This is a genomic window from Pseudomonas cavernicola (assembly GCF_003596405.1).
Classification (GTDB): domain Bacteria; phylum Pseudomonadota; class Gammaproteobacteria; order Pseudomonadales; family Pseudomonadaceae; genus Aquipseudomonas; species Aquipseudomonas cavernicola.
Genome location: NZ_QYUR01000008.1, coordinates 104,677 through 130,949, shown reverse-complemented (window position 1 = coordinate 130,949; position 26,273 = coordinate 104,677). Strand labels below are relative to the sequence as shown.

Below are 26,273 nucleotides of genomic sequence, written 5' to 3'. Positions count from 1 at the left end.
CAGGCTTAGGTCTTATGTCTAAAAGAGGGGCATGGCAGACCTAGGTAGGAGCTACCTTCAGGCTAAGCATTGGAGCTTCGACCGGTTTACGGCAGACAGCAGGCGACCAGGCACAAATAAGCAGCCTGGCCCGGGCAGCAGAGTGCAGGGGAAAAGCGAACCGAGCGCCGGGCGCGCTCAGTCGAGAATGTGCCAACGCCCGTCGGGGCAGGCGGCATTGGCCAGCACGAACCAGCCACCAGCGGCTTCGAGCAAGATCTGGTAGTGGTTCAGCAAATCTTCACGCTGCATCGTCTGCAGCTTCTCCTGCAAGCGCCGCGGCCGATCCCCCGCCTGCCCAGCCAACAGGGCTGACCAGGCGTGCTCAGCCATGCCCCGCACACTTGCCGACTGGCTGCGCAGATGCTCCTGAAGACTCGCCCGCAGTTCACTCAAGCACGCCGCATCGAGCGCCGCGATGTGCTCGCGTTGCGCGGCCAGAAACTCCTCGATATGCCCGAGAATCTCGGCCGCATCGACCGTCGGTGACTGCACGGCAAACAACAGGCCCTGCCGCGTACCGACCTGACGAAATCCGCAAAACACCGCATAGCCGAGCTGCAACTCGCTGCGCAAGCGTTGGAAGAAGGCGCTCTCCAGCAGCAGCGCCAATAGGCGCCAAGCCACTTCGGTGGCGGCACGCTGGTCGGGCAATGGACAGAACAGCAGCAACGCCGACTCGCTCGCGGCAAGCCCTGCATCCCGCCAGTGATAACACCCAGCAGGCCGTAGTTGAGGTTCCGTACTAGCTCGGGCCTGTCCGGGCATACGCCAGAGCGCCGAGTCGAGCGCCGCGCGCGCCTCAATCGGTAGACCTACGGCAAGCCCCTGCAGAGAGGATTGCCGCCAGCACTCCACTAAGGCTTGCAGCGTCGGCATCTCCTCCTCCGCCGCCTCGTCAGCAGCCCCGAACAACTCCGGCAACCGCTGCCAGAGTTGACGAATCAACGCCTCACTCGCGCCTCTGCGCGCCTGCTCGCGATACTGCCGCAGGCCTTGGCTCCAGGCCCATTCGGGTGGCGATCGCAACAGCTCCGCCACCCCCGCCAGTACGCTTGGCAACGCTAGCGCCGCACCGCTCGCCTGCAGTTGCCAGGCCTTGCCTTGTCGTTCGAACCGTACCTCTAGCCCCGCTTGCAGCGCCAGTTGCACGGCGGGGCGCAGCGCGACCTGCAACACTTCGAACAGGGCGCTTGGCGGCGCGTAAGCCGCGAAACTCCAGCGCAGGTAGATGGTCCCCTGCCCCCTCTCTGCGCCCGTGCCGCTTTCACCCGGTGCATTGAGCCAGTGCAGCGTCTCGAATCGCGGTGGCGCCACCGCACTTGACGCTTGCGGCTGCAAGAATGGATTGGCCGCGGGCAATCGCCATGCCCAACGGGCTGACCCAGCAGCCTCCTGGCGATCCTCGGCCATCCGCAGGGTAAATCCCAACAGGCGCTGAGCGGCAATTTCCTGGGTGTCGCTAGTCAGTTCGATCAACCGCTGCGGCTGCAACTGCGCCAGTAGCGACCGCAGTGCTCGCACACCTTCCTCGCCAAGCCCACAGTCACCCTGTTGCCGTTCACTCCAGTAACGAGCCAAGGCCAAGGGTGACAAGCTGCCCAGCTGATGCCGAACAATGGCGGCATACTCCTCACGCAATACCAACCAATCGTCCTGACCGGCAAAGAACGCCAACCAGTCCAGCAACGCCGCACGGATCGCACCTCGCGCACAGACAGCGCTTTCCGTCAGGCTGAAGTCGATGGTTAGCAGTGCCTGTCCAGCGTGCCGATAAGGCAGGCGCACCTGCAGGGCATCGCACCAGCCACATTTTCGCAGCGTGTCCAGCAAGCCACCGCCAGCCTCATGGCAGAGCCAGGTGCCGAGGAAATCGACTGCGCTGGTGAACGCCGCCGGCAAGTCCTCCAGGGCAAAACACACACTGAGCTGCGGCAACCCTGCCGGCACCTGTACACGCAAAGCCTGCGCGCGCAGCGGCAACAACGTTGGGGCAGCGCCCTGCGCCACGGCCAGGGCCGGATGCAGCAACGCCCCCTGGATTTGCGCCAGGCGACGCAACTCGGCCAGCGACTGCGGCCCGACCAGCACCAGTGAAATCTGCCCGGCGTGGTAGAAACGCCGATGAAAATCCTGCAACGCCTGCTGAAACAGCGGCTGCTCGACCGCCAGGGTGTCGCGGTTGCCAGCATGAAACGCCGTGAAGGGATGCCCGCTGGCAACGGCCTGCCCCAGCGCCGCATCGCAGAGCGTGTCGCGGTCTCGACCGCGCGCAACAAACTCCGCCTGCAACACCTCCCGCTCCCGTAGCTGCGCCGCGGGCTCCACCACAGGCCGCACCAGCATGTCGCACAAACGCGCCAGCCCGCCCTCTAATCTGGACGCTGGGACCTCGAAGAAATAATCAGTACTGCGCTCGCGGGTACTGGCATTGACCTGCCCGGAACAGGCCCGTACATAGGCCAGCAGGCCATTCTCAGCAGCGAACTGTGCGCTGCCGAGAAACAGCAAATGCTCGAGAAAATGTGCCAACCCAGGATAAGCAAGCGGCGCATCGTGACTGCCTGCCGAGACCCTGACCAAGGCCGCCGCCTGGGCAGCCCCCGGAACCTGCAGGAGTTTGACCTTGAGTCCATTGGCCAATACCAACTGCTCGGGCTCCGCCTGATGGCTATCCGCGCAGCTTGAACGGCTCTTAGTCGGCATGAGTGGGCAAGACCTGCAATTTTTCCCCTAGCATCTGGCGCATGGACCCACTCCGCAATGCTTCTTTGGAAGTAGCGCTCTATTCACTTCCGGCATAGTAGGGACAGTCGGAATCGCTCTGGGGATTTACGCCGCAAGCAACGCAGTCCATGGCCTAGGACTGCACACCAGGCTCTGTTGACGTATCAGCATAACCACAGCAGAACAGCAGCGAAGGCCAGCATTGACTTGAAATGACAGGCTTTCTTCCCAAAACGTCTCAAAACGTATAGCGATCCGTCGGTAGTACTTCAGTTTGCTGAACAGGCACTCAACGGCGTGGCGCTCTTTATAGAGATACCAGTCACAAGAACGTTGCTCGACACGGTTGGTCTTGGGAGGAATCACCGCTTGAATCTTGCGTGCCTCTATCCGCCCTTCTGCACTCACTGGATCGCTACAACACCCTCTCTAATCAGGGATTCAAGACGAAGGAGTCTGTCCCATAACGCTTTTTTACAGCACAAGCCGTCGATCTATAGCGAGCCAGAATCATCATGCCCATTGCACTCGAATCGCCTGATCAGTCCGAAGTCATAGATCTCATTGCCGAATTGGATGTTTACCAAGATGCTCTTTATCCACCGGAAAGCAGGTATGCCCTTGATCTTGCATCACTGAAACAGCCCAACGTTTTGTTGCCAAAGTTCGTTCACCAGTAGTTGCTGAACTACGCAAAACATCGTGAGGAACTTGAGCATCGACTGCGTGACCTTGTTGAGCTCCCGAAGGAGCCGCTGTTCTTTTTGACGTTGGCTGGCAAGAAACTGCGGGCTGAGGAAGCTCATCCCTCCAGCCTAGAAGAGCACATGAGCGCCCTGTCGAAGTACCAGTCGTATCCTGCCAACATCCATCGAAAATTCTATCGAGCCGAGCTTCTGGAGGATGGCTACCCTCCAGAGGTGGTCAGTGCATTCCTGGGGGATTGGCTACACGGCGAAGAGCCTTATGACGACTACTCGTCATTCAGTCCGTTGGACTATGCCAGTACGTTAAATCGCTATCTGTCGGATCTACTGCGTAAGTTGGGGTGGAAGCCTTGACCGACTACAAGCAGATACTGGACATCGCCCGAAAGCATCGCGAAACCATCAATGCCTCCAGTCGAAATGACTGGGGGGCACAGTATCAATTGATTCACTGGAGCGGTTATCCGTGCTGCGCCACTCCGAGTCCGAACGCTCCCGGATATGGGCTGAACACTCCGGGACCCATATCCACATCCTCCCCGTTACCACGGTGTGCTGGCCCCAATCATCGCTGGCGGGCACGGGTAACGCCTGCCAAGCGGGGCAGAGGTGCAATCCACAAACGCAGCACTGTGGAGAAATCACCGGCCGAGCGCCACGCGGCCATGACCTGGGCGCAACGGCTCAAGCGGGTGTTCCAGATCGATTTCGCGACCTGTGGCAGGAGCTGTCAGGATCATCGCCTGCATCGAGGGCGCGGGGGAAAACCGTGAGACTGCCCCCGGTCCTCGGGGCCGCGGCTGGGTTTCACAGGATCGAGGCGTCGATTTTCAGGAATTGCCGGGTGAAAACGGGCCTAGCTTGCGGCTGGCTTCCGGCCAACAGGCGCTTTATTTCTATACTCCGTCACCAGCACCGCCCGGAGGCGATCAGCTGCTCGGCGGCGGCGGCATCGAGCGGTCGGGAAAAGTAGTAGCCCTGGCCGTACTCGACCCCCAGCCCGCGCAGTTGGGCCAGCTGCCCTTCGCTCTCCACCCCCTCGGCGATAAGGTCCATGCCCAGGGTATGCCCCAAGGTGGCGATGGTCTGGATGATGTCCGCATTCTTGCGATCCACGTCCATGCGGCGCACGAAGGACGCGTCGATCTTCAGCGTGTTGACCGGGAAGCGGTGCAGGTAGGACAGTGAGGAATAGCCGGTGCCGAAATCGTCCATCAGCAACTTCACCCCCATGGCGCGCAGTTGCTCCAGCACCGCCGCCGCCGCCTCGGCGTGCTCCATGATCACGGTCTCGGTGACTTCCAGCTTGAGACTATGGGTATCGAGGCCGGTTTCCTGCAGCACCGTCTCGATCTGCTGCATCAGGTCGGGCTGGATGAACTGCCGCCCGGCCAGGTTCACGCTCATCTGCAGCGGCGAGTGCCGCGGGTATTTCAGCTGCCAGTCGCGCATCTGGCGGCAGGCCTCGCCCAGCACCCAGCGGCCGATATGCACGATGAGACCGGTTTCCTCGGTCAGCGGGATGAAGTCCCCCGGCTGCACCAGGCTGCCGTCGGGACGGCGCATGCGCACCAGCGCCTCGAAGCCGGCGAGTGTGCCCGTGCGCAGTTCAACTATGGGCTGGTAGAAAACCTGGAACTGCTGCCCCTTCAGCACCGCCTGGCGCAATTCGGTTTCCATGTCGAGCAGCGCGACGACGCGTTGCCGCATATCGGCCGCGAACACCTCGCAATAGGCTCCGCCCCGCTCCAATGCACTGTGGCTGGCCGTATCGGCGTCGCGCAGGATGTCGCCCGGATCGACGTAGCTAGCCCGCCCGATGGCAATGCCGATACTGGCGGAGGTAAACAGCTCGTGCCCCTCGATGTTGAAACCGGCCGCCAGCGTGGCCTGCAACTTGTCGGCGAAGCGTACCGCCTCGCCTTCCTCCCGCGCCTCGTCGAGGAGGATGGCGAAATTCTCGCCGCCCACGCGGGCGACGGTATCGCCAGGGCGCAGGCTGGCGTCTAGGCGTTGCGCCACGGCGATCAGCAGTTGGTCACCGGCGGCAGCGCCGAGGCTGTCGGTGATGACCCGGAAGCGATCCAGGTTGAGGAACAGGAGGGCAAAGCCGCGGCCGGCTTCGAGCCTGATCCGATCCAGTGCATCGCCCAGCCGACTCAGCAGCAGCGCCCGGTTGGGCAAGCCGGTCAGGCTGTCGCGCAACAGCTCTTCCTCGACCACCGTGGCGAGCATGACCCGCGCCGACGCGGCGCCGATGACCCCGGCCAGCTGCGCCTCGCAGTAGCGCGCCAACTCGGCGTCGATCTCCTGCGGCCAGTCCCTCCCGCGCGGTCGGGCATAAGCGGTAAACGCCACTTTGGCGTTGCCCGCGCCGAGAAAGCGTGCCAGCAGTGCGTAGAGATCGGGCAGCGAGCCACTGACTCGCCAGACGCGCTCGGCGCCACGATCATGCTTGAAGACATCGACGAAGAGCGTCGCCTGCGTCTGCTCAACCTCGCTCTGATCGGAGAGGATCGACACGGTAAGGTAGGCTCCGACGTTGGCCAGCATGCTCCACAATATGGCGTGACTGATCTCGTCCAGCCCCTCCAGGCCGAACAGGCTCAGCGGCCGCAGCAGCGCGATGGCGAACGGGCCCTGTTCGAGCAAGTCCATCGGCAGCCAGCCGGAACGAGCGAAGGCCGGCAGCATCAGGGTATAGGCCCACACCAGGAAACCGGCGCCAAGTCCGGCCAGGGCCCCGGCGCGTGTGCCGCCTTTCCAGTAGATGCCGCCGAGCAGTGCCGGCGCGAACTGGGCCACGGCGGCGAAGGAAATCAGGCCGATGGAAACCAGGGCATAGGCCTCGCCCGCCAGCCGGTAGTAGGCGTAGCCGAGCAGCAGGCCGACGACTATGGTGCCACGGCGGATCGCCAGCAACAGGCCGGACAGATCCTCGCGCTCAGCCAGGTGCAAGGCCTTGATGCGCAGCAGCGCGGGCATCACCAGATCGTTGCAGACCATGGTCGAGAGCGCGATGGACTCGACTATCACCATCCCGGTGGCCGCCGAGACCCCCCCGATGAAGACCAGCAGGGCCAGCGCCTCCTGCTGCCCGGACATGGGCAGGGTGAGGACGAAGGTATCGGGGTTGACTGCGCCGTCGCCGAAATGCAGCAGGCCGCCGATGGCGATAGGCAGGACGAAGAGGTTGAACAAGAGCAGGTAGAGGGGAAACAGCCAGATCGCCTTGTTCAGGTGCGCCTCGTCGACGTTCTCGACCACCGCCACCTGGAACTGCCGCGGCAGGAACATGATCGCCAGCATGGAGAGAAAGGCCAGTGAAAACAGCGAGGCCCAGTTGTGGTACACGTCGCTCGAGCCGCCGCCAATGATGAACACCTCGGCGATGCGCGGCACCTCCGACGCCCTGGCGAAGAGGTCGGCCAGGCCGTCGTACATCCCCCAGGTGACGAAGATCCCGACCGCCAGGAAGGCCAGCAGCTTGACCAGCGACTCGAAGGCGATGGCCGCCACCATACCCTCGTGGCGCTCGGCGGCGTCCAGATGGCGGGTGCCGAAAACGATGGTGAAGGCGGCGAGGATCAGGGCCACATAAAACGCAGTGTCGCCCAGAACCGCTTCCGGCGCCTTCTGCGCCAGCGGCAGGATGTCGGGATAGCCGCGCAAAACATTGAAGCTGGTGGAGATAGCTTTGAGCTGCAGGGAAACGTAGGGGATGACGCCGACCACCGCGATCACCGTCACCAGCCCGGCCAGCGCCGCGCTCTTGCCGTAGCGCGAGGAGATGAAGTCGGCCAGCGAGGTGATGCGGTTGTCCTTGGCGATGCGGATGATCTTGCGCAACACCACCCACCACAGCGCGGCCATCACCGTCGGGCCGAGGTAGATGGGCAGGAAGCCGATACCGCTGTCGGCGGCACGCCCGACACTGCCGTAAAAGGTCCAGGCAGTGGCATAGACCGCCAGCGAGAGCGAATAGACATAGGGGTTGGCGATCAGGCTGTGGCCGACCGCGGCGGCCTTATCGCCGCGATAGGCGATGGCGAAGAGCAGGCCGAGATAGGCGGCGGCGACGGCCGCGATGATCCAGGCAGGCACGCTTCAGTCCTCCGGCCTGGCCGGCCGCAACCAACGCTCGCCCCGGATGACCGCTACTTCTTCTCGATCACCAGCGCCAGCAGCATGATCAGCAGCAGCCAGGCGGCAAACACATAGGCATACAAAACCGGTACCCCCCACACCAGGCCGGTGCGGTTGAACAGAGCCAGCAGCGGATAGTTGAACAGCGCCGCGCCCAGCAGGAAGAGCGCCACCAGGCGCTGGGCCTTGATATTGGGTTTGTTCATGCCTCCTCCGTGGATGCAGCAGGCCTAGATGCTGCAGGACAGTTCGCCTGCGGCCTCGCGCTGCCCGCCTGCGGATCACACGGCAGCCCGTTGGCCGCTCGATCCCAGCTGCTGGGCCGTTATCGCCACCCGCATGGTCTCGGAGGCGCCGAAGACCTGGCAGTAGCGGTCGCTGGCGGCGGCCGCATCGCGCAACCTCAGGTAAGGAATCACGCCGGGGTAGCCGGCGGGAATGGGGTTGACCTGGCTTGTCATAATCGCCCTCCTGTTCGCTGCATGGAGAGCTTTAAGAGTAGGCGATGGCGGGGAAGAGGGTTGGCGCCCGCTCTTTCCCGTATTCGCCATCAAGGCTCGCGGCAGCCCCCGGTCATCGGGCCCGCCCGTTTCCGTCCGTAGATTTGCTGGAATTGCCGGGTGAAAACGGGCCTGGCTTGCGGTTGGCTTCCGGCCAACAGGCGCTTTATCGGCGGCCCGGGCGCCAGGCATGCCACATTCCTCAGCCTATTTACTAAACCAACTGATCCGTAAAGAAGAACCCCGGCACTAAGGCCGGGGTTGATCGTTTTCGTAATGACATTTCTTGGACACACTAAATATCACACCATCCCGTAGGTAAATCAACGACTTACGCTAGAACTTGGCGCCATTACTGTCACGCCTGAACCGGAATAAATGCCCGTGCAGGGATTCGCGACGACCTTGTTACTCCCCGCTCCACTACCGAGGGACTAGGATGCACTCCACTACCCAGTGACGAGGATGGAAACATGAAGCGATCAGCGGCCGAAATCACCCGTGAGTACGGACCCTTTCCGGATGTCGACAGCGTGCATGGGGTCACCTATGACGGTCAGCGCGTCTGGTTTGCTTCCGGAGACAAGCTGAACGCCTTCGATCCGGCGAGCGGGAAGAAGCTGCGCTCGATCGATGTCGCCGCGCATGCAGGGACGGCCTTCGACGGCGAGCACCTGTTTCAGATCGCCGAGGATCGCATCCAGAAGATCGATCCGGAGACCGGCCGTGTGCTCGCCACGATCCCGGTGCCCGGTGGCGGCGGTGACTCGGGGCTCGCGTGGGCCGAGGGGACGCTCTGGGTGGGGCAGTATCGGGAGCGGAAGATCCATCAGGTCGATCCCCGGACAGGGGCGATTCCTCGCACTATCGAGTCCAACCGCTTCGTCACCGGGGTCACCTGGATCGACGGAGAACTCTGGCACGTTACCTGGGAAGGTGACGAGAGCGAGTTGAGGCGAGTCGATCCTCGAACGGGAGAGGTCCTGGATAGGCTCGAGATGCCGCCTGGAGTAGGCGTGTCGGGGCTCGAGTCCGATGGCGGCGATCTGTTCTGCTGCGGAGGCGGAAGCAGCGCGAATCCCAGGCCTGATGAACGAGAGCACTTGCTGAATGACCGAACGTCCGCTTCTCGGCCACAGCGGACGGTCGAAAAAGCCGCCAATGAAATTCAGTAGAATGGGTTACACCCGTATATGGCTATGGATTCAGGAGTTTCTTTAACAGTGGCCACGGGTCCTCCAAGGTGCATTCAGTATAACCGTTAAATTTAAGCAGCGGCCTGTATCCTGGCAGTGCTCGCTTTAACTCGCCTTCTAATCTGACAGCCTCACAAAGCGACATATTTACAGCACGCTCCATGGTCCAGCTATACATATCAAAGAAGGAAAAACGATTTTCCGGATATTTATTTGTCGTGTGCCCAATCTTAAAGAACCTCTCCTCACAACTTTCCATGTACGCAATATACACCCAGGCATCAACTCTGCCGAGCTCCGGCTCATTTTTTAACCGGGCTTCAGTAATCCCCCCGATTCCTTTTCGCTTAAGAAATCCGCATTCCGGGCATCCATCACCTCTACTCAAATGTTTTGTTGGCGTTATTTCAAACGAACCATGCGCAGCACAGATAACTTTAATCTTGGTGTAAGCATTAATGTAGTCGACTTCCGAATAGTCATACTTCGCACCATGTTTCTTTTTGGCGTCAAGAATGAACACCTCATTTTTCTTGCGTCTCATATTCCTTCTTTCATTCCAACATTTCGGACAGCCCATCCCACGAGAGTGTTGGTAAAAATCTTGCGAGAAAAGCCCGTGCTTGGGACATCTGATTTGTACCTTGTCGCAGGAATTCCCTTCTGTTGGCACTAGCGCATAATCATAAAAATCCTTATGTTTTTTTCTTGCTCGCTCAATATGGGCGCGCATTCCTAATTCTCGACACTTCCCTCTCTGTTCAGCTGCGCACCTTTTACATCCACGACCTGCGAGATGAGAATCTGGAGTTTGTTGGAATGGGCCATGCTTTGCGCACTCAATTATTACCCTTGCCCTTGCATTAAGGTAATTAACCTGAGCATAGCCATATCTATTCCCATGGATACGATATGCTCGAGCAACGAACTCGTCTCCACTGGATCTGCACTTGTTAGCGCGCCTGCTCACTCCGCAGTCTTTGCAGCCTTGACCGGTTAGATGATTCGAAGGCTCCATCATAAAAAGACCATGATCGGGACATACAATTGGCACTTTAGAACTGGCCGAACAATTTTTTTATTTGATCGTAGCAAGTACTTACCTCCATGCTTATGTTGAGCTTTGGCGATAAAGTCATTCAGTGATTGCCTGCGCTTTATGTATACCACAGCCTTTACAGCCGCAGCCCACCAGGTGGCTTGAGGGTGTTTGCGAAAATTCCCCATGTATATTGCAGAGCATGATGACCTTTGTCGTACTATTTTTATATACAACACTGTCGTAACTATATTTATCCCCGTGCACCTTCCTTGCCTTCTCAATGAAGCACTGCCTCAGATCCTGCTTAGCTAATTTATTCTGCATAATTTCACTATCGCTATGTTTGATGGGAAGTGGATGGGCGGGAGATATCTGAATTAGCTCAGACTTTCTCTGCTCCTCCTCTCGATTGTTCAACTAGGCACTATTCAGCCATGTAGGGCGGATTGGGATTATTTCCAGTGAATCCGTTCAGGCAATAAATAGAGCATTAAGGCGCGCGCACCAGGTTTTAGCCGCACGCTCGCTGATCGGTAACTTCAGAATCGGGTTGTGCTCGTCCGCAACTTCCAGCACCAAGGTGAAGTGTTTAGCCTCTTTAACGCGCTCAAACGTTGGGGCTCTGATGCCGATATTGGAAACCTGTGAACCTGCGCCAGAAATCTCCACGCGCTCGACCTCTCGCCACTCGCAGCGCCAAGCCAATACATAAGCGAAGTCATAAACCCGACAATCTCCGGTCACGTGATTGCAGATCGCCAACTTGCGGTTCTGTTTATCGAATATGAGAAAGATCGGGGCTGGATAACCCAGCAGATTCGCCGAGTCTAGCCGGAGATCACTCTCCCGATTGATGCTCTCCACCAATGCTTTGGCTTGCTTTTGAAACTTGACAAGAAACCAGAAAGCGAGCCCAAACAGCCCCGCCGAGCAAAGGAAGAACATCACGACGCCACTGGTTCGGTTATTCGCCGACAGCATCGGCAGCAGGGAACCCACCGCCTCCAACCCAGAGAGTCCGCCTGCCGGAATCGCCAGACCTGCCAGTACTGAAACGCCAAGGGCTTTTACGATGCCAGCCATTCATGGTTTTCCTGATCAACTATCTGCCCAATGTCACTGCTAGCCGCAAGCTTTCAGCTCAACAGGTACTCATAGAGGCCATCCTAAGCCTGCAATTAAAATTTGTCACTCATAAAGAGTGAACTTATAGAGCGTGGCCCGATAGAGGCGGTACTCATAGCATCTACGCTCTTTGAGGGGTGAAGATGCCAACCGATCCAAGAGTTCTTTTCGGCCAACGATTGATAGAGGCCAGAAAAGCAAAAAGCTGGTCTCAAGAGCGCCTTGCTCTGGAAAGCGGGCTGGCTCGTAGCTATCTCGGCGGAGTGGAACGAGGGCAGCGCAACATTGCATTGCTAAATATCTATCGTTTGGCTGAAGCGCTCGACGTCACTCCATCATTCCTGCTTGAACTGCCAAGCCAAGATCAAGCCTGAGCGCTTGCCCCGACTGGAACTTCGCGGCGAAATTGCGTCGACTTGCACAGCTGTATGTACTAACCATTCCTACAGTTCAGCAAGCACGCCTGGGCGAACTGCAAGCTCAGGAGCAACGCCTGATACAAGACAATGGGCACCTACAGGACACCCTGCTCACGACCCAGGATGCGCTCACGCAGACCGCCCCTGCCCCGTGGGATCAATGCGGATCATCTCTAGGCGACCTGCATGTGTGTTGCCGTGCTGTTCAGCACGAGCTGACGTCAGAGGGGCTGACCGGCTCCTCGTACAGGGTCACCACGCCGACGATTTGGCGGTCCACGTCGGCGAAGGCCACCTGGATCATCCGGCCAAACTCGTCTTCGCGCCGGCCCAGTTCGGCGTAGGCGATGCGCTGGCCGTGGGCGGTGTATTGGCGGCCGGTGTTGAAGGTGTGGATGACAGGTTGGGTGGTCATGGCGGGCTCCTTCTCAGGCGAGCAGGGCGAACCGGCGCAGGGCGGCGCTGCGGCCGAGCACTTCCTCGCCAGGGCGGTGGCGGTTGGCCAGCGCCTTCAAGGCGTCCTGGCGGTGGGCAAAAGCGGCCAGCAGGCGGGCGAACGGCTTGCCTCTGCTGTCGTGGCCTTGTTCGGGGGCGAGCAGGACGAACTGGCCTTGGCCTTGGCCTTGGTCGGTGGGCTTGGGCATGGCGGGCTCCTTGTTTGGGGGTGGCGGGAGGTGGACTAGCCCGCGCCGGCCAGCAGGTCGCGGTCGCGGGGGTCTTCGAGGCCTTCCAGCACACGGCCCAGGCGCTCGGTGAGGGCGCGGCGCTGGTCGAGGGTCAGCGGCAGGGCCTCGGCGCCGAGGGCGCGGCGGATCGCCATCAGCTCGGCGCACAGGCGGAAGCTGAGCAGCAGGGTGCCGTCGGGCACGGTGGTGGTGGTGGCCATGGTCGTCTCCTTCTTGGTTGGGTGGGGCAGGCAGGGGGTGGTTGGCCTACCCCCTGGGCGGGGGCGTTGGCGCGTTCATAGCTGGGTTGGATTTGGGCCTGTTTGGGGGCCTCGGCGCGGGGGTCACTACTGGCCGGGTAGTGAATGGGGTCGATACATGGCGGTTTCGACTCCATGTGACTGGGTATTAGTGCAGGCGGCCCTTTGGGGGTTAGGCGTAGAACCGGAAACTCAGTGGAATTTCGGAAAGCAGTAACCCGCGAATTTTAGGTGTTATTGTTATAAATCAAGGGCTTGGGTATTTTCGTTGGTTTTGGGTCCGCAAAATAATGCTTGACAAACTAGTTACTTAGTGGGTCTAGGCAACTAGTTCACTAGATTTTTGAGCTTTTGCTGCCCGTTAATTGTCTGAGAGATTCTCCTTTTTAGCCTGTTTCTCTCTCTCTAATATAAATAAATAATTATTAAATATTTATATATAGAAAGAGGGGTAATAAGAGGCTGCCGCAGGCCCGCCCTTTCCTGCGCGCAGCCAAAGGCCTCGGCCAGGCGTGCGCCGGGCCGTTCTCGCCTTCAAGGGTGGGGGTTGGCCTAGCCTGCGGCCTTCAGCTCGTCGCGTTCGAGGCTCGCCTTGACCCGCTGCACCGTGGACTTCGCGCAGTCGCAGACGGTCGCCGCCTTCCTGATGGGCATCCCCGAGTTGAGGCAGGCCTTGATCCGGGCGTGCAGCGCGGCGTCGATCAGGCGACCCTTGTACTTGCCGGCGTCCTTGGCCTTGGCGATCCCCTGCAGGGTGCGCCGCCGCCTGTCCTCGTAGTCCTTGCGGGCCACAGCGGCGAGCATGTCCAGCAGCATGCTGTTGATCGCCGACAACATGCGCCCGGTGAAGCTGTCGCCCTGCGCCCCGGTCATAAACTGGTGCGAGGTCGGCAGGTCGAGGGCGACGATGTGCAGCTCCTTGGCGGCGATGATGCTGCGCAGCTTGAGCCAGTCGGCTTCGACCAACCTGCTCAGGCGATCCACCTGCTCGCACAAGAGGATGTCGCCGGGCTGGGCATCCTTCAGCAGGCGGAACAGCTCCGGGCGGTTGAGTTTGGTGCCGCTCTCGTTCTCCAGGTAGAAGGCCGCGACGTGCTGGCCATGCTCCTGGGCGAAATCCACGAGCATTTGCCGCGCTCGATCCGCGTCCTGCTCCACAGTGGACGCGCGCAGGTACGCCCGTACAAAGCGGGGTTTTGGGTTCATGTTGCCTCCTGTGCTGATTAGAAGTGCCGATTGAGGTTGTACCGCTATAAGCGGTCAAACACAACCAATCGGCACGCTTTCCGGGGGTGGGCAGGTGGGCTGCCTGAAGGGTGGTCTAAAAAACACCTGCTGGGACTGATACTTAGCGCTTTTTGTCGCGCTGGTGGGCTTTGGCCAGTGCCTGGGCAACCCGGATCGCGGCCCACAGGCTCTTAAAAGAGCGATCCCCCAGTCCGCCCCCCCCTACTAATTCAGGAAACGGCGTCGCGCACTTTCCCGAGGGCATACCCTCCTCCATGAGAGGACCAGCACATCACACAAACAGCCATCCATATAGATAGGTAGGCGGGTGCATAACGGCACAAAATATTGATCGCAACACACCCTGATGGTTTTGAGACGTCAAAATGCCAGCGCTATGCGTGCTTGCCGCGGCGGTGAGCGCGCCAACCAAGCACCCCGCCCACGACTTTTACCCGATCATCTGTCCGAAAGCGGTACACAGACCCTATCACCACCCTCACCCGCACTTAATTCCCATCGGTACATTGTACAAATCCCCAAAAATGCCCCAGTCATAAAAAAAAATATCGACGACCAATACAACCAGGAACCAAGGCACATCTATATCGGTGCGCCCAACCTAGTTCTAAAAGGCACACCATCACATTGCGTGATTGCACTTATTTGACCACCCGTTTGCACACCAACTGACCAGCCATTTGCATTCACGCTGACCAGCTGTTTGCAGTAGATGGGTGTCAGCGGGCGCTACTCTGGGGGGCATCAGACAAGCACCGAAAGACAAAAACCGACCCAAAGCTGCCACTCTCGGCTGGTTGAATCCACAGCTGAAAGCAGCCATTCACGACTGGCAGCTATCGGCCAAAAGCAGTCGGTGGGTGGAGGACCGCCGATTGACTACCTACGCTCAGTCTATTGCCGGGACTGAGCGAACAGATTGGGTTCTCCGGCGATGGTGCATAACGCCCTTATCCGGTCATCCGACCGCCGCAATGCCCAGCCTAGACACGGATAGACGAGAGGATAAGGAATTTTATCCACCACGCCCGTAAAAGCGTTATCACACCACTTGGGGCCTATTCGTTAGGCGTCATAACACCAGTTTCGAGGTCCGAAACATATGCTTAGTCCTGAGTCAATATTTCGCCAGCCCCCACAGGCTCTCAGCATCTCATTGCGTAGATTGCTCGGCGCCCTTGGCTATGCGTTTGACGCGGTTGAACTTCATCACGCAAGACTGGTTGCTGCAGCCCGTGACTTCTACCAACCGGAATCACAACCGGGATTCACTGACCTCAGTCCTGAACAGCGCGCCGGAATGATATGTGATGCTTGGAGTTGTCTTGATTGGATGCACCGATTCCGGCAACTCGTTAAGCGACTACCGTTTGGTGAACCCCGCCCAGCATTTGTTGATCCATTTCTAGACGAACTCGACACAGCCCGACTTCTCCGCAATCGATTACATCACTTTGATGAGGATTTTGCGAGTGGGGAGCACTGCGAGAGTGGGCACCCCATACTTGGCAGTTTGTCCTGGATTGACAGTAGGTATGCGAGAGGTTTCCTGTATGCGTTCATTGCATCAGGCCCATCGGTGGAAAGCGGGCAAGTCTCTAACTTTTCTATTCCGGCTCGGGAAGATCTCCCGAGCGAAATTGGCAACTTCTCTTTGCTCGCATTTGATCGAACGCTCTCATTGTCGGCCATGCTTTCGACGACTAGGGAGTTCATGCACGCGTTCGAGCCGCTTGTCCAAACCACTATCGCGGAAACACTCAGAGAAGCAGCCGTCGAGAACAATGTACCCTTAGATGTGGCGGGTCGGTATGCGCCATGTGACATGATCACCGCTATCGCATTTGATGTTGGCGGCGACCAATGGACTTGGAACACAGCGAGCTCCTTTTCCCGCGTCGAGGTGGCACTAGGCTCCATGGACGTAAGCGATCCATAAACCCCACCTTTTAAGGGATGGGCTTTCTATTTACCGTGGCATTTCTGGCGTGCAGTTCCACGGGAGTAAGGTTTCGTAATGCTCTACCGAGGTGGCCTGTGGCAAGCGCTCGAGTACGTGGCGCAGCCACGTATAAGGCTCTTGGCCGTTGGCTTTGGCGGTTTCCACCAGGCTGTAGAGTTGGGCGCTGGCGGTCGCACCCCTGGGGGTGTCACTGAACAACCAGTTCTTGCGGCCGATGACGAAGGGCCGGATGGCGCGCTCGGCGGCGTTATTATCGATGGGCAGATGTCCGGCTTCGACGTAGCGTTCGAGCTTGCTCCAGTTGCTGGCCAAGTAGTTGACCGCTTTGCCCAAGGCATTGTGCGCGGTGACCTGCGGCTGGGTTTTCTCCAGCCAGCTTTTGAGTTGCTCCAGTACTGGCAGGCTGTGTTGCTGACGACCAGCCAGTCGCTGGTCATCACCGACCTCTTTGAGGTCGCGTTCGATGCTGTACAGCTGGTTGATCAGGTTCAGCGCGATATCGGCCCGACCGGTCTTGCCTTTGGGTTGTACTTTTTGCGCCTCGACGAACTTGCGCCGTGCATGGGCCCAGCAGCCCAAACGCTCGACACCCGGTTGCGCACCCAAAGCGTTATACCCGGCGTAGTCATCGCTCATCAGGTAGCCGCGATAACCTTCGAGCAGGCGCGACGGCACCTCCTGCGCTCGGCTGGTCGAGTAGTCAAACAGGATCACCGGTTTATCTGGCGGTCCACCGGTTTGCACCCACATCCAGGATTGGCTAGTCGGGTCTCGATCAGGTTCTTTCAGCACCTGCACCCGCGTTTCATCGCAGTGGATGACAGGGCTTGCCAGCAACCGATCGCGCATCAGGTTGAGCAGCGGTTGCAGGTGCTCACCGCACTGGATAACCCAGCGCGCCAGGGTGTGCCGCGGGATATCGACACCGTGACGGCCCAGGACTTTTTCGAACCGGTGCAGCGGCAAGCCGTCGACGTATTTGGTGGTCAGCAGCATCGCCAACACGCTGGGGCTGGCCAGGCTTTTTTCGATCAGCTGTGCCGGTTTGTCAGCGGTGACCGGTGCAGCTTCGCAGTCGCGGCAAGCGTAAACCTTGCGGATGTGTTTGATCACGCGGATCTGCATCGGCACGATCTCCAGCTGTTCGCTGACTTCTTCGCCGATGCTGTGCTTGCGGCAACCGCAGGCACAGGTCAGTTCATGCTCGGGCAGTTCGTGGACGACTTCGACGCGCGGCAGATCGGCAGGTAACGGCTTGCGCTTGCCACGGCGTGTGGCTGGAGTAACGACTTCCTCTTCACCAGTCTCGTCGGTGACCGGCATGGCGACACTTTCCGCTTCGTTGAAAAGGGCCAACTGTGGAGTGGCTGAGTCAACTGACTGCTCGGATTTACGTCCGAACAAGCGTTGGCGAAGCAACTTGATCTGCTCTTTCAGATCGACTATCTGAACTTGAAAAGCCTGAGCAACTTCTGCCTGACGGCCAAGCGCTTCAAGCAGCATTTGCTTGAGCAGCACGGGGTCATCAGGGAGGTTTTCGGGCATCAAATTCATGCCCGGATTATACCCAACTACGCGACAAATCTAGGCGTCAGAACCTGATGCGGACGGTTGCGCCAGAGATCAAAACCGTCCAGCAACCAATTCAACTCCTGAGCCGTCAGCACGATAGCTTCGTCACTGGGCTCGGGCGAAGTTTTGAAGCGTTCGGACTCGAGGCGCTTGAGCCACAGGCAGAAACCGTTGCGTTCCCAATACAATATCTTCACTCGGTTGCGAGTTTTGTTGAGGAAGACAAATAGCACCGGGTCGAACACCGCCACCTTGATATCCAACTCAACCAGAGCAGCCAGTCCGTCGATGGACTTTCGGAAATCCACCGGCTTGGGGTAGAGGTAGACTTTTTCGACCTTGGCGTCGGGACGCATCATGACGGCTACTCCTGAAAATAATCGGGAGCATAGCTTCGTCAGTGGCGCCTACTTTTTGTAGGTGGGGTTTATGGAGCGCTTACCCATGGACCTACAAGCACGCGGGAATGACGCCTAACCCCTCGTTCCAGCAGATCGCCTTCGGCAGCCAATGAGTTCAAGCGTTAGGATCTAATACTGATGAGCAAGTTTACCCTGGACACAAATTGCATAATCGATTTAGAAGAGAATCGATCGAATGCAGAGCACGTTCGAAAATTGGTAGATGCGTGGAAAAATGGCCGGATCGAATTGGCGGTTGTCGCAGTAAGCGCCTCCGAAAATCAGCAGGGCGGAACAGCAAACAGGCATTTTTCGGCATTTGAGAAGAAGTTAGAAAGGGCTGGATTGACCGGAGTACAGTATCTATTACCGCTAGCAAAATGGGATGTCTTCTATTGGGATCATGTCCTTTCGGCTGATGATGAAATGGAAAAGTTAGAATCTGAAATACGCAATATTCTATTTCCAAACATTCAGGCCACCCCACCTGAAAGCATTGAAGAAAATAGCGTCTGGAGAAACCAGCTATGCGATGTTTTGGTTGCTTGGTCACATGCATTCCACAAATGGGACTATCTGGTCACCAGTGACGAAAACTTTCACAAACACAAGGATGAACTCAAGAAGGCTGGCATCAATGAAGTGCTTTATCCTAAAGACGCAGCTCATCTATGCTGACACTAGCAAACAGTCGTTCCGGCGGACGACGCAGCCCCGCTGATCTCGTTCGTTAGGGGTCGTATCGCCAGGAGAGAGATATGTCAAAAATAGCTCTCGCGCTAGGAGCGTTGTTATTGTCACCCTCCGCCTTCGCTGCAAACTCATATCTTTGCGTTTCTGATTTGGCTGCGGGCTTTTCATTCGATAAGACTACGGGCGCTTGGATAGGCACTACATTAGCCCCAAGAAGAAGCAAAGGCGGTTGCAGGAGCTGAGTGCAACCGCCCCCAAATCACTTCGCCCCTTAATCACTGGTCAGGTGCTTTCCTCTGATTCTGTAAAAGGGATGAATGTCTCGCCTTTAGTTTCTTCGACTCTTTTCAGAACGGTGAACAATGCTCCATCGAATACTGCACCGGCTTCGATCGCCTTATTCAAGTATGTGCGCAGGGTTGTTAGATTGATAATCGGCGGCTTGCATTGGTAGTAGGCGTCCGCAATATTCTGTAGCCGGTTCATATGGTCGTGCAAGGTCTTCTTTTCTAGCCTTCGTTTTCGATAGTGCACCGACCAAAGGAAAGCTCGTATAAATAAGTAAGCAGCGTACGCGCCCCCTGCGATTATGGTTGCCACTTCGTACTGAAGGTAGTACAGCACGAAGATTGTTGCTGGCGGAACAATGTATTGCAGAGCAAAATAGACGAGAGCCAACGCCAGCTTAATCTGGAAGGCCTTTTTAACGTCTACTCTGAAGAGGTAATGAAAGATGTAATGCGACCACTTTATCTTTCTGATTGCCTCACCGCTTAGAATGAGTCCTCTCTTGAAAGCGAGCTCAGCAAAAATCAGAGAGTCAATAAGAATCCAGTCAATCCGATCATGTTGCAGCCACGGATTCGCTAGGTATTGAGCGGCAACTTCCAAGAGATCCTCTCGATAGTTGACAGTATCATCATCTATCAATTCAATTATAAAAGGCATTTGATGTCCAACCCGACTATCCCAGACATGACTCCATTCATGCTGTTTATCCTTTTTTTCATCGGGCGAGTCTTCAGAGTACGTATTGAACGCGAAGTACAAGTTATCAGTGAATTTTATCAGCTTACTGAGGCGCTCTCTATAATCGGTTGGGCTGAGCTGTTCGCTAAGGGATAGCTCCCGAGCTTTTACCTTAAGATCCAAGAAGATCCGATAGAGCTTTCTAGCATTTTCTATTCTATTAAATAATTCTGGACAGTGGAGGTCCTCTTCGATCTCTAGATAATCAGATTTTAAGTCGCTCATAATGTATGTCTAACTTTTGATAAACACTAATGGTTCGATAACGCCTCTATGAAGCTGACGGAAACACATCATAGCTTTATAGCTAGCCTAGTCTGTGCTGGCTCTTTTGGCGACGGCGACTACTGGAGGTTATGCATCAGAGCCATCCGAGCGACTCAGCAGAGCGTCTGGCTGGTGACGTGAAAGGTAAAGGGGCGCCACTTGAGGCACGTCTCACCGGCCGCTCCTGGCCGGAAGCAGCCGGTCGCAGCTGACCGCTTTCGGCGGCGAATTAAACTGGTCGACGCAACGTATTGCCTAGGCTAGGTTCGCGTTGCTTTCCGCCTAGCCAGTCCGCTCTATCAGTGTGACCACAGCTAACATTCAACCTTGACCGGTAGGCGGCAAATACGAAAGCGCAGCCTAAAATAGCGGCGTAAAATCAGCAGAGTTGATGCAATGAATATTTATTCATGGTCAATTTACCGATGACGATTACTTTCTAGTGTTTAACTTCTAGTTTTGCCTGCTCAATCTTCTGCTGGCAGCTTTGGAGTAGGCCATCAAAAGTACGCAGTTCAGGCCATGACTTGTAATATGCATCACCATAACGATAAGCCAAGTATCGACTGCGCTCAGAGATCAGCTCCAGACGATCCATTTCATCCTGAGATAATATTTCGTTATGAAATGCCATCTTTATTATTTCATCATTGAGTTTTGGGGGAGGGCTAAGCCTATCTATCTTGCGAATACCCCCATCTTTCTGAAGAAGGAAAATTGTGTAAATCTGAGCCTCCTTGCTGCTTTCCATCCTGTAACTAACTTCAACCTTGTACTCTCCACTTTCCAGCTCCGTATAATCAAACCTTGGCGTGGGGCCAGCAGCGCGATTCTTGTACGATAACTTTACCGATTGATTTGACTCAATAAGAATTGGACGAGCAAGCGTTTTATTATCTCCTAGGAACTCATATACCTCCCTAGTATGGTAGTTAACTAGGGAAGGGTTATGCACCCAACAATGGCAGCCTTTGACTAGGCGATCAATGTCAATTGTGTAAATTCTTGCTCCGACTACGCCTGTTTCGATCAAGAAACTTAATCGAAAATTGCAGACTGGATCGCTGGCCTGTTTATATTCCTCGCTCCACGTCACCCAATTCGAGTCTTCGTCGGCCATCAGTGTAAAATAAGATGCTCTAGCAGCATCCTCAATCTTTTGCCTTCTATCAATTCGATAAAACCACAAAAAAACCCCGAAGCCAGATGCAATAAACACGCCTCCCGTGAGATAACTGGAGGCTCGGTCAATCGATGGAGGTAGTGGCATTTCTAAATCCGGGTATTTATACTTCAGAAACGTTACCACCAGTTCGTAACCATACTCCCAGACATTTGGCATAGCAAAGATAGCCCCACCCAATGCTAGCAATGCAAGTGCGAAGCGTAAGTAAACAGTACCGAGGAATATGCTCTTTAGATACATTCCAACCATATGGAGCGATGAGCCTTTCATTCAGCCCTCCCCTAGCCACTTAGAATCCCTCTGCCTCTACTGCCAGGACATTCAAATAAGAACCACCTCCCAATCAATGATAGAAAATCTAGTTTACAAGAGAAATTCTGTCAAAAAATCCTGAACAAAATGACCAAAGGATAAGCAAGAGAGACAGATTTATTTTAGTTGCTCTAGTTCCGAATCTCTAGCCACGCATCACCATTCACGCAGGTAAACCTAGAGTGGAAAAATAGATCTGCCCCCTTTTTCGTCGCTGAAGATGAAATCCAGTTATCTTTCCACCTTCACAAGTTCAGGGGAACTTTACTCTCCCTGATTCAGATGGCTGCTCTTGGCCGAGGCGGTGTAAAAACGTAAATTTTGGATGTTTTAGGGGGGGTACTTGCCCCCATACCCAAGTGGAGAAAATCGCTTGTAGCGCCTTACAGGAGGTCGGTTTTCTACCAAGCTGATCTCTCTGGGCGTTTTTACACAGCCTGGGCCGGAAGCAGCCGCTCACGGAAAGCCGCTTCTGGTCGAGATTCACCATCTCCGCGCGCTCATTTGAACTCGGCTTTTGACAGCAGCGGTCTTCCTTGGCATGCTAAAACTTCCGATATCGGAAGTATGCGACCAGGAATGAATTCTGGCACTCCGACGGAAGCTGGCGGGAGGTATGCAATGTCTGAAGCCCAGGCTGTCGCTCCAGAAGGGCGTGGCAAACTTATGTTGAAGTGGCGAACGACACTCGGCTGGAGTGTCGGCGAAGTCGCCAAGCGTGTCGGAGTCAGCACGCGCACTATTTCATCCGTCGAAAGCGGCAGCCAGATAATGCCGGATGCTCGTTGGCGTTTGCTTGTTCATGAGGTGGCGGCAGAGGTACAGCGTGGCGACTCGTTGGACTGCGTTGTTGTTTTAGGCGAACGCCAAACGCCAATCGACGTTGTCTCGAGTGATAACTATGCAGGTTACACGGTCAGTGAGGACGGACGTACGGCACTGATTGCGTCGCATAGCATCAATCGCCAAGGCACTCCAGAACTTCACCGCCAACGATTTTCGGTCGAGTTGAACCACCACGTAATTCGGGCAATTGAGCGCTGGGAGACTGCAAGGCAGGAAGAAATCCCCAGCAACCAGCGTGCTGCTTACGATATGCAGCGCTGGTTAATGCGCATGGTGCTCAAGGGAGAACTCAACAACCCCAATCTGACGAAGCTGAAAGCAGCAATCAACGATGCTAAATCTGAACTCGAACATGCCACGGATGAGCCTGAAGATGTCCGTCTGAAGCTTATGAACAAAATGGATAGGGCGATCGCTGAGCTCATGGAGGAAGTGGCTAAATCGACGAAATAATGACGGCACGTCCGCATCTAGGAAAAAGTAAGGGCAACGCCCAGGAAAGCCTGCTCGATAGCCGTCGGTAGTGAACGGCGGCTATCGGACAGAAATCATGGGAACCAGCAGGGAGGCCAACCTGATAGCGGTGGTCCGCCCTCACTTGTTCGAGTCCTGGAAGGCCGAGGAGGAGGTGGAGGGCTACGATTTCGATCCAGCAGACGCCGATAACGAGCAGTCTATCCTTGAGCACCTGTATGGCTTGGTGTTCTACCGCTATACAGGCCAAGAGTTCACCCTCTCGCAATACGAGAAGGAGGTTCACAAAGCCTTTTACTTCGAGCCTGAGCATATCTGGTTCAAGCAGCGAAAAATTGGGTGAACTGAGCCGCAGGAATAAGAGGGGCGCCTGGCTGAAGAAGGATGCGTCAGTCAGGTCGCTTTCGACCCAATATAGCAGCCGGTCATGACAGACAGCAATCGGCCAAAGCAGCCATTCGATGTGCCTATGAGACATAGAGCATTTCAGCTATCTCAACATCAATGAGCCACCTGCCTCTCCGCCTCAGGTTTCAATCGCTGCAGTGAGCGCGCCAGCGCCATCCCAAACGGGGTAAGGGAGCCCTTTCACCTTCTTGTCCTCGACGAGGAAGGCCAGGCTATAGCGCGCCCGGGTGATCGCGACGTATAGTTTGTTTCGCGACTCCTCCGTTTTATCCTTGTCGAACACCTTGGCATTCCCGCCAACGAACTTCAGATGTTTATCTGGCGGGATCATAAGCACTCGATCAAAGCCTAAGCCTTTGCAGGACCCGAACGTGTAACAGATAAGGTTGCCCGGTAGGTATCCAGTGCCGGTGGTTGACGACCAGCGCAGTACTTGGGGCTGAAACGCTGCCAGGTAATCGCGCACCTGAGATTGCTTCACTATGAAGGTGCCGTGGTGATGCGATATTTCGTCTGGCACTTTCTCGACACCCGATACCGTCTTGTCATACAGCCCCGGGTGGATCGTGTCGGAGAGGTCGCAGATTTCTTGGATGCACCTACGATTCTTCGGCATCGAATGCTTTTCGAACTTCATTTTCCCGACGAAGTAATCGACCTTCTGTTGAGGCGTCTGCGGAGCTTTATGGCCGAACGTCGTGGTGTAGATTGTCTGTCGAAAGTCGCCCACACAACAGATCGAGTCGACCATGACCTTGTTGAGTGATTTGATCACGTCGTAGTCCCAACCGACCAAATCCTGCACTTCATCAAAAAAGACCCTTTGATAAATCTCTTTCAGCCGCTTGGCAGGGGCATCTTTGGATAGCTTCGCAATGAGACTCGCAAGCTTTGCCAACAGTCCGGAGTACGCCTTGGATTTGCAGGGTGTCAGGTAATGTAGCGGATTGATCGTGCCGTCTTCTGATTTTTCAGCTCGGCCTTCAATGTAGTAGGTTGTACCTGGTATCAAATGAGGGTTGTTCTCAGTGAACGAGATAGTCGTGATCCGATCTGGAAATACCTCGCTCTGATAGGGGCGTACCATATCTTCCAGGTAAAAAGAGAACAGTCCCTTGACGACGAAGTGCTCACTGCTAGCACCGTACAGCTCAACAAAACGAGCGCGTAGCTCTGCCTGATTATTGGTCGTATAAGTGACTACAAGTACCCGCCCACCAGCCTTGATGACCTCAATGGCTTCAGTAATGATCTTGTGCGTTTTCCCTGACCCGGCGCCCGCGATCCAGAGTTCGTTAGGCAAAATCGAGCACCTCGTCCAGAAAGGCTGGGTACTTGAAATCCAATTCACCATCGAAAAGTTTGACTGCCGAATCAACCTTTCGAGCGCCTTTACCGTTGCCCTTTACGCTTTTGAACCAACGGATCAGATTCTCCCTTCGATCCTCCAGAGTGACCTCTGCGTTGTAGATATTGAAGGTTTCCTTCGACAAGGCTTCCTTCGCGAAAGCGTCAAGGGTTTGGATGTCAATTGCGTTGGCATAAATCATTGCTGGCTCAAGCGAAAATTCGGCGTTGTTCATCGACGAGTACAGCTGGATGTTAGGGAACCCGGCATATTCCAGACGTCCTTGCACAACGTTACCGTCATAGTCGCCGTCGTTATCCCTGAGCACATGGATCTTGGTGCCTATCTCTTTGCCCACCTCGATGAACGTCTTGAACCCCACACCGCGTACCACGATGATATCGATCCCGTCCTGCTCGGGTAGTCGGTTATGTTTCCGTTGGTAGATTTTCTTGAGCACCAGTTCGTCCGACGGCCCCTCGACCAGGACGACCTTGCCCGACAGTGCCACCCGCAAGGTGTCGTAGCCAGGAAGACGCTTGAGGGTCTTTACCACTTTAGGGTCTAGCGTGTGCAGCCTTTTGTACCCCGACTGCACTAGGCAAATCTTATCGATACTCAGCTTGTTCAACACATAGGAGCTGTGGGTGGTGAGGAACAGCTGCTTGTCCGCCCGCTGGGTTTCGATGTAATGCACCAGCTTGTTCAGATTGGTGTGCGATAGATGGTTTTCGGGCTCTTCCATCATCACCAGATCGATGTCGTGGGATTTGTTCTGAATGGCCAGTTTGATCTGCACGTTGCTCTGTTCACCCTTGCCGATGAAGTGAAACGGCACATCATCGACCTCAAGCTGTAGGCCAGTCTGGATGGAGCCCGCTGGTAACGTACTTGCTGCAATAGTGAGCTTGCTATCAGTGATAAGGTGACCCGCATCAAGGCTGGCATTGACCGTCCTGACCTCCCCAGAGTTGTTAAACACCTGCAGGTTTTCACGATAATTGAGGGTCAGCTTGACGAGCTCTTCCTTCGCCAACGCGGTGTTGAGGATGCTCGAGATGTACTGGTTCTTCCCCATGGTGGGGTGGATACGTGTGGGGTCGATATACAGCGCCTTGAACTTCTTGGCGATTGGTTTTATCGGGTTCCAGCCGAAATCGAGCCATTCCACCTTATAGAACTCAATCGGAATGCTAGTGATATTCGGCTTGGTCAGCAGGTGAGCCTCGTAAACAGCCTCCAGCGACGGGTCGAAACAGGCTTGTACTACGACGCCCTGAGCGTCAGCCTTTTGGCTGTTGTTCGAGCCTCGGTACTCAGGCACACCGTCAATGTAGGCTTCTATGATCAGACTGGGTAGGTGCTTGGAGCTCAAGTCGGAAGCGAGAAATTGAGTGACGGCGTCCTGATTGAAAAGATCAGGGGAGAATTCGCCGTTGAAGGGCCGTCCCCGATGGTTGTAATTGAGCACAATTTCTAACGCTTCTAGAATTGTGCTTTTACCGGCATTGTTGTCGCCGACAAAAATATTGACGTCGTCGTTGAATTCTAGAAGTTCGTCTCGAAATTTTTTGAAGTTGATTAGCTTGATCGATTTAACGTGCACTCTAAATCCCTCTAGATATCACTCAACGATGGCGGATTGCCATAGCGATTGAACCGTACCTCGGGTGCTGCATGCTGTCCATATGGCGATCAGC

22 protein-coding genes and 2 pseudogenes are annotated in these 26,273 nt (G+C 56.1%); 7 read left to right on the top strand and 17 right to left on the bottom strand.

Features of this window, described 5'->3' with window-relative positions; all coding sequences use genetic code 11:
* Nucleotides 1–177: 177 nt before the first annotated feature.
* Entirely contained in the window at nucleotides 178–2,745 is a 2,568-nt protein-coding gene (gene pqqF / locus D3879_RS22530; RefSeq protein ID WP_119956472.1) for a pyrroloquinoline quinone biosynthesis protein PqqF, read from the bottom strand.
* Between the two features lie 653 nt (nucleotides 2,746–3,398).
* Complete coding sequence (locus D3879_RS26600; RefSeq protein WP_158592110.1) at nucleotides 3,399–3,572, bottom strand: hypothetical protein; 174 nt, start codon at nucleotides 3,570–3,572, stop codon at nucleotides 3,399–3,401.
* 21 nt (nucleotides 3,573–3,593) lie between these two features.
* On the opposite strand from D3879_RS26600, the gene D3879_RS26595 reads away from it, so the two are divergent.
* Nucleotides 3,594–3,827: a hypothetical protein gene (locus tag D3879_RS26595; protein ID WP_158592109.1), complete on the top strand. Its 234-nt coding sequence runs from the start codon at nucleotides 3,594–3,596 to the stop codon at nucleotides 3,825–3,827.
* 186 nt (nucleotides 3,828–4,013) lie between these two features.
* Nucleotides 4,014–4,226, top strand: a pseudogene (locus D3879_RS27230) (IS91 family transposase); the annotation flags it as partial.
* A 153-nt stretch (nucleotides 4,227–4,379) separates the two neighbouring features.
* Here D3879_RS27230 and D3879_RS22510 read toward each other — a convergent pair.
* From D3879_RS22510 to D3879_RS22500, 3 genes are all read right to left on the bottom strand, one after another.
* Nucleotides 4,380–7,577, bottom strand: coding sequence for an EAL domain-containing protein (locus D3879_RS22510; RefSeq protein ID WP_119956469.1), 3,198 nt, complete (start codon nucleotides 7,575–7,577; stop codon nucleotides 4,380–4,382).
* Between the two features lie 53 nt (nucleotides 7,578–7,630).
* Nucleotides 7,631–7,825 (bottom strand): hypothetical protein, encoded by a 195-nt coding sequence (locus D3879_RS22505; RefSeq protein ID WP_119956468.1) that lies wholly within the window; start codon nucleotides 7,823–7,825, stop codon nucleotides 7,631–7,633.
* A gap of 75 nt (nucleotides 7,826–7,900) precedes the next feature.
* Nucleotides 7,901–8,080 carry a hypothetical protein gene (locus D3879_RS22500; RefSeq protein ID WP_119956467.1) on the bottom strand — a complete coding sequence of 60 codons (180 nt, stop codon included), beginning with the start codon at nucleotides 8,078–8,080 and terminating at the stop codon, nucleotides 7,901–7,903.
* Between the two features lie 512 nt (nucleotides 8,081–8,592).
* Between D3879_RS22500 and D3879_RS22495 the strand changes: the two are divergent.
* A pseudogene (locus D3879_RS22495) lies at nucleotides 8,593–9,216 on the top strand (Vgb family protein); the annotation flags it as partial.
* Between the two features lie 100 nt (nucleotides 9,217–9,316).
* On the opposite strand, the gene D3879_RS22490 reads toward D3879_RS22495, so the two are convergent.
* Together D3879_RS22490 and D3879_RS22485 are read right to left on the bottom strand one after the other, a co-directional pair.
* The gene (locus D3879_RS22490; RefSeq protein ID WP_147411214.1) at nucleotides 9,317–10,048 is read right to left on the bottom strand and encodes a hypothetical protein; all 732 of its coding nucleotides are present in this window, start codon (nucleotides 10,046–10,048) and stop codon (nucleotides 9,317–9,319) included.
* 780 nt (nucleotides 10,049–10,828) lie between these two features.
* Nucleotides 10,829–11,440, bottom strand: a complete 612-nt coding sequence (locus tag D3879_RS22485) for a hypothetical protein (protein ID WP_119956464.1) — start codon at nucleotides 11,438–11,440, stop codon at nucleotides 10,829–10,831.
* A 185-nt stretch (nucleotides 11,441–11,625) separates the two neighbouring features.
* On the opposite strand from D3879_RS22485, the gene D3879_RS22480 reads away from it, so the two are divergent.
* Nucleotides 11,626–11,856, top strand: a complete 231-nt coding sequence (locus D3879_RS22480) for a helix-turn-helix domain-containing protein (RefSeq protein ID WP_119956463.1) — start codon at nucleotides 11,626–11,628, stop codon at nucleotides 11,854–11,856.
* 250 nt (nucleotides 11,857–12,106) lie between these two features.
* On the opposite strand, the gene D3879_RS22475 is transcribed toward D3879_RS22480, so the two are convergent.
* The 6 genes from D3879_RS22475 to tnpB form a co-directional block, all read right to left on the bottom strand.
* A complete protein-coding gene (locus D3879_RS22475) occupies nucleotides 12,107–12,316 on the bottom strand; it encodes a hypothetical protein (protein ID WP_119956462.1) in 210 nt (69 codons plus the stop codon).
* Nucleotides 12,317–12,329: 13 nt separating this feature from the next.
* Complete coding sequence (locus D3879_RS22470; protein ID WP_119956461.1) at nucleotides 12,330–12,545, bottom strand: hypothetical protein; 216 nt, start codon at nucleotides 12,543–12,545, stop codon at nucleotides 12,330–12,332.
* A 35-nt stretch (nucleotides 12,546–12,580) separates the two neighbouring features.
* Nucleotides 12,581–12,787 (bottom strand): hypothetical protein, encoded by a 207-nt coding sequence (locus D3879_RS22465; protein ID WP_119956460.1) that lies wholly within the window; start codon nucleotides 12,785–12,787, stop codon nucleotides 12,581–12,583.
* Nucleotides 12,788–13,378: 591 nt separating this feature from the next.
* The gene (locus D3879_RS22460; RefSeq protein ID WP_119956459.1) at nucleotides 13,379–14,032 is read right to left on the bottom strand and encodes a recombinase family protein; all 654 of its coding nucleotides are present in this window, start codon (nucleotides 14,030–14,032) and stop codon (nucleotides 13,379–13,381) included.
* A gap of 2,011 nt (nucleotides 14,033–16,043) precedes the next feature.
* Nucleotides 16,044–17,591, bottom strand: coding sequence for an IS66 family transposase (gene tnpC, locus D3879_RS22450; RefSeq protein WP_119956127.1), 1,548 nt, complete (start codon nucleotides 17,589–17,591; stop codon nucleotides 16,044–16,046).
* Between the two features lie 17 nt (nucleotides 17,592–17,608).
* The gene (tnpB, locus tag D3879_RS22445) at nucleotides 17,609–17,968 is read right to left on the bottom strand and encodes an IS66 family insertion sequence element accessory protein TnpB (RefSeq protein WP_238474286.1); all 360 of its coding nucleotides are present in this window, start codon (nucleotides 17,966–17,968) and stop codon (nucleotides 17,609–17,611) included.
* A 180-nt stretch (nucleotides 17,969–18,148) separates the two neighbouring features.
* Here tnpB and D3879_RS22440 point away from each other — a divergent pair, with 180 nt between their 5' ends.
* Nucleotides 18,149–18,688 carry a hypothetical protein gene (locus D3879_RS22440; RefSeq protein WP_119956457.1) on the top strand — a complete coding sequence of 180 codons (540 nt, stop codon included), beginning with the start codon at nucleotides 18,149–18,151 and terminating at the stop codon, nucleotides 18,686–18,688.
* Between the two features lie 297 nt (nucleotides 18,689–18,985).
* Here the strand turns inward: D3879_RS22440 and D3879_RS22435 are convergent, their stop codons facing one another.
* Both D3879_RS22435 and D3879_RS22430 read right to left on the bottom strand, forming a co-directional pair.
* Complete coding sequence (locus tag D3879_RS22435; protein ID WP_119956456.1) at nucleotides 18,986–19,957, bottom strand: hypothetical protein; 972 nt, start codon at nucleotides 19,955–19,957, stop codon at nucleotides 18,986–18,988.
* Nucleotides 19,958–20,438: 481 nt separating this feature from the next.
* On the bottom strand, nucleotides 20,439–21,455 hold the full coding sequence (locus D3879_RS22430) for a hypothetical protein (protein ID WP_119956455.1): 1,017 nt from the start codon (nucleotides 21,453–21,455) through the stop codon (nucleotides 20,439–20,441).
* 663 nt (nucleotides 21,456–22,118) lie between these two features.
* On the opposite strand from D3879_RS22430, the gene D3879_RS22425 reads away from it, so the two are divergent.
* Entirely contained in the window at nucleotides 22,119–22,796 is a 678-nt protein-coding gene (locus tag D3879_RS22425) for a helix-turn-helix domain-containing protein (protein ID WP_119956454.1), read from the top strand.
* Nucleotides 22,797–22,893: 97 nt separating this feature from the next.
* Entirely contained in the window at nucleotides 22,894–23,160 is a 267-nt protein-coding gene (locus D3879_RS22420; RefSeq protein WP_147411211.1) for a hypothetical protein, read from the top strand.
* Between the two features lie 183 nt (nucleotides 23,161–23,343).
* Here the strand turns inward: D3879_RS22420 and D3879_RS22415 are convergent, their stop codons facing one another.
* Nucleotides 23,344–24,528, bottom strand: coding sequence for a UvrD-helicase domain-containing protein (locus D3879_RS22415; RefSeq protein WP_119956452.1), 1,185 nt, complete (start codon nucleotides 24,526–24,528; stop codon nucleotides 23,344–23,346).
* Nucleotides 24,521–26,179 (bottom strand): ATP-dependent nuclease, encoded by a 1,659-nt coding sequence (locus tag D3879_RS22410; protein WP_119956451.1) that lies wholly within the window; start codon nucleotides 26,177–26,179, stop codon nucleotides 24,521–24,523. Before D3879_RS22410 ends, D3879_RS22415 begins: the two co-directional genes overlap by 8 nt.
* Nucleotides 26,180–26,273 lie beyond the last annotated feature (94 nt).

What these genes read in the sequence shown, in the direction of transcription:
- pqqF (WP_119956472.1), bottom strand. Translation starts at nt 2,745, where the DNA reads ATGCCGACTAAGAGCCGTTCAAGCTGCGCGGATAGCCATCAGGCGGAG.
- D3879_RS22435 (WP_119956456.1), bottom strand. Translation starts at nt 19,957, where the DNA reads ATGAGCGACTTAAAATCTGATTATCTAGAGATCGAAGAGGACCTCCAC.
- D3879_RS22490 (WP_147411214.1), bottom strand. Translation starts at nt 10,048, where the DNA reads ATGCGCGCCCATATTGAGCGAGCAAGAAAAAAACATAAGGATTTTTAT.
- D3879_RS22460 (WP_119956459.1), bottom strand. Translation starts at nt 14,032, where the DNA reads ATGAACCCAAAACCCCGCTTTGTACGGGCGTACCTGCGCGCGTCCACT.
- D3879_RS22470 (WP_119956461.1), bottom strand. Translation starts at nt 12,545, where the DNA reads ATGCCCAAGCCCACCGACCAAGGCCAAGGCCAAGGCCAGTTCGTCCTG.
- D3879_RS22500 (WP_119956467.1), bottom strand. Translation starts at nt 8,080, where the DNA reads ATGACAAGCCAGGTCAACCCCATTCCCGCCGGCTACCCCGGCGTGATT.
- tnpB (WP_238474286.1), bottom strand. Translation starts at nt 17,968, where the DNA reads ATGATGCGTCCCGACGCCAAGGTCGAAAAAGTCTACCTCTACCCCAAG.
- D3879_RS22505 (WP_119956468.1), bottom strand. Translation starts at nt 7,825, where the DNA reads ATGAACAAACCCAATATCAAGGCCCAGCGCCTGGTGGCGCTCTTCCTG.
- D3879_RS22430 (WP_119956455.1), bottom strand. Translation starts at nt 21,455, where the DNA reads ATGAAAGGCTCATCGCTCCATATGGTTGGAATGTATCTAAAGAGCATA.
- D3879_RS22425 (WP_119956454.1), top strand. Translation starts at nt 22,119, where the DNA reads ATGTCTGAAGCCCAGGCTGTCGCTCCAGAAGGGCGTGGCAAACTTATG.
- D3879_RS22475 (WP_119956462.1), bottom strand. Translation starts at nt 12,316, where the DNA reads ATGACCACCCAACCTGTCATCCACACCTTCAACACCGGCCGCCAATAC.
- tnpC (WP_119956127.1), bottom strand. Translation starts at nt 17,591, where the DNA reads ATGAATTTGATGCCCGAAAACCTCCCTGATGACCCCGTGCTGCTCAAG.
- D3879_RS22465 (WP_119956460.1), bottom strand. Translation starts at nt 12,787, where the DNA reads ATGGCCACCACCACCACCGTGCCCGACGGCACCCTGCTGCTCAGCTTC.
- D3879_RS22440 (WP_119956457.1), top strand. Translation starts at nt 18,149, where the DNA reads ATGAGCAAGTTTACCCTGGACACAAATTGCATAATCGATTTAGAAGAG.
- D3879_RS22485 (WP_119956464.1), bottom strand. Translation starts at nt 11,440, where the DNA reads ATGGCTGGCATCGTAAAAGCCCTTGGCGTTTCAGTACTGGCAGGTCTG.
- D3879_RS26595 (WP_158592109.1), top strand. Translation starts at nt 3,594, where the DNA reads ATGAGCGCCCTGTCGAAGTACCAGTCGTATCCTGCCAACATCCATCGA.
- D3879_RS22480 (WP_119956463.1), top strand. Translation starts at nt 11,626, where the DNA reads ATGCCAACCGATCCAAGAGTTCTTTTCGGCCAACGATTGATAGAGGCC.
- D3879_RS26600 (WP_158592110.1), bottom strand. Translation starts at nt 3,572, where the DNA reads ATGAGCTTCCTCAGCCCGCAGTTTCTTGCCAGCCAACGTCAAAAAGAA.
- D3879_RS22420 (WP_147411211.1), top strand. Translation starts at nt 22,894, where the DNA reads ATGGGAACCAGCAGGGAGGCCAACCTGATAGCGGTGGTCCGCCCTCAC.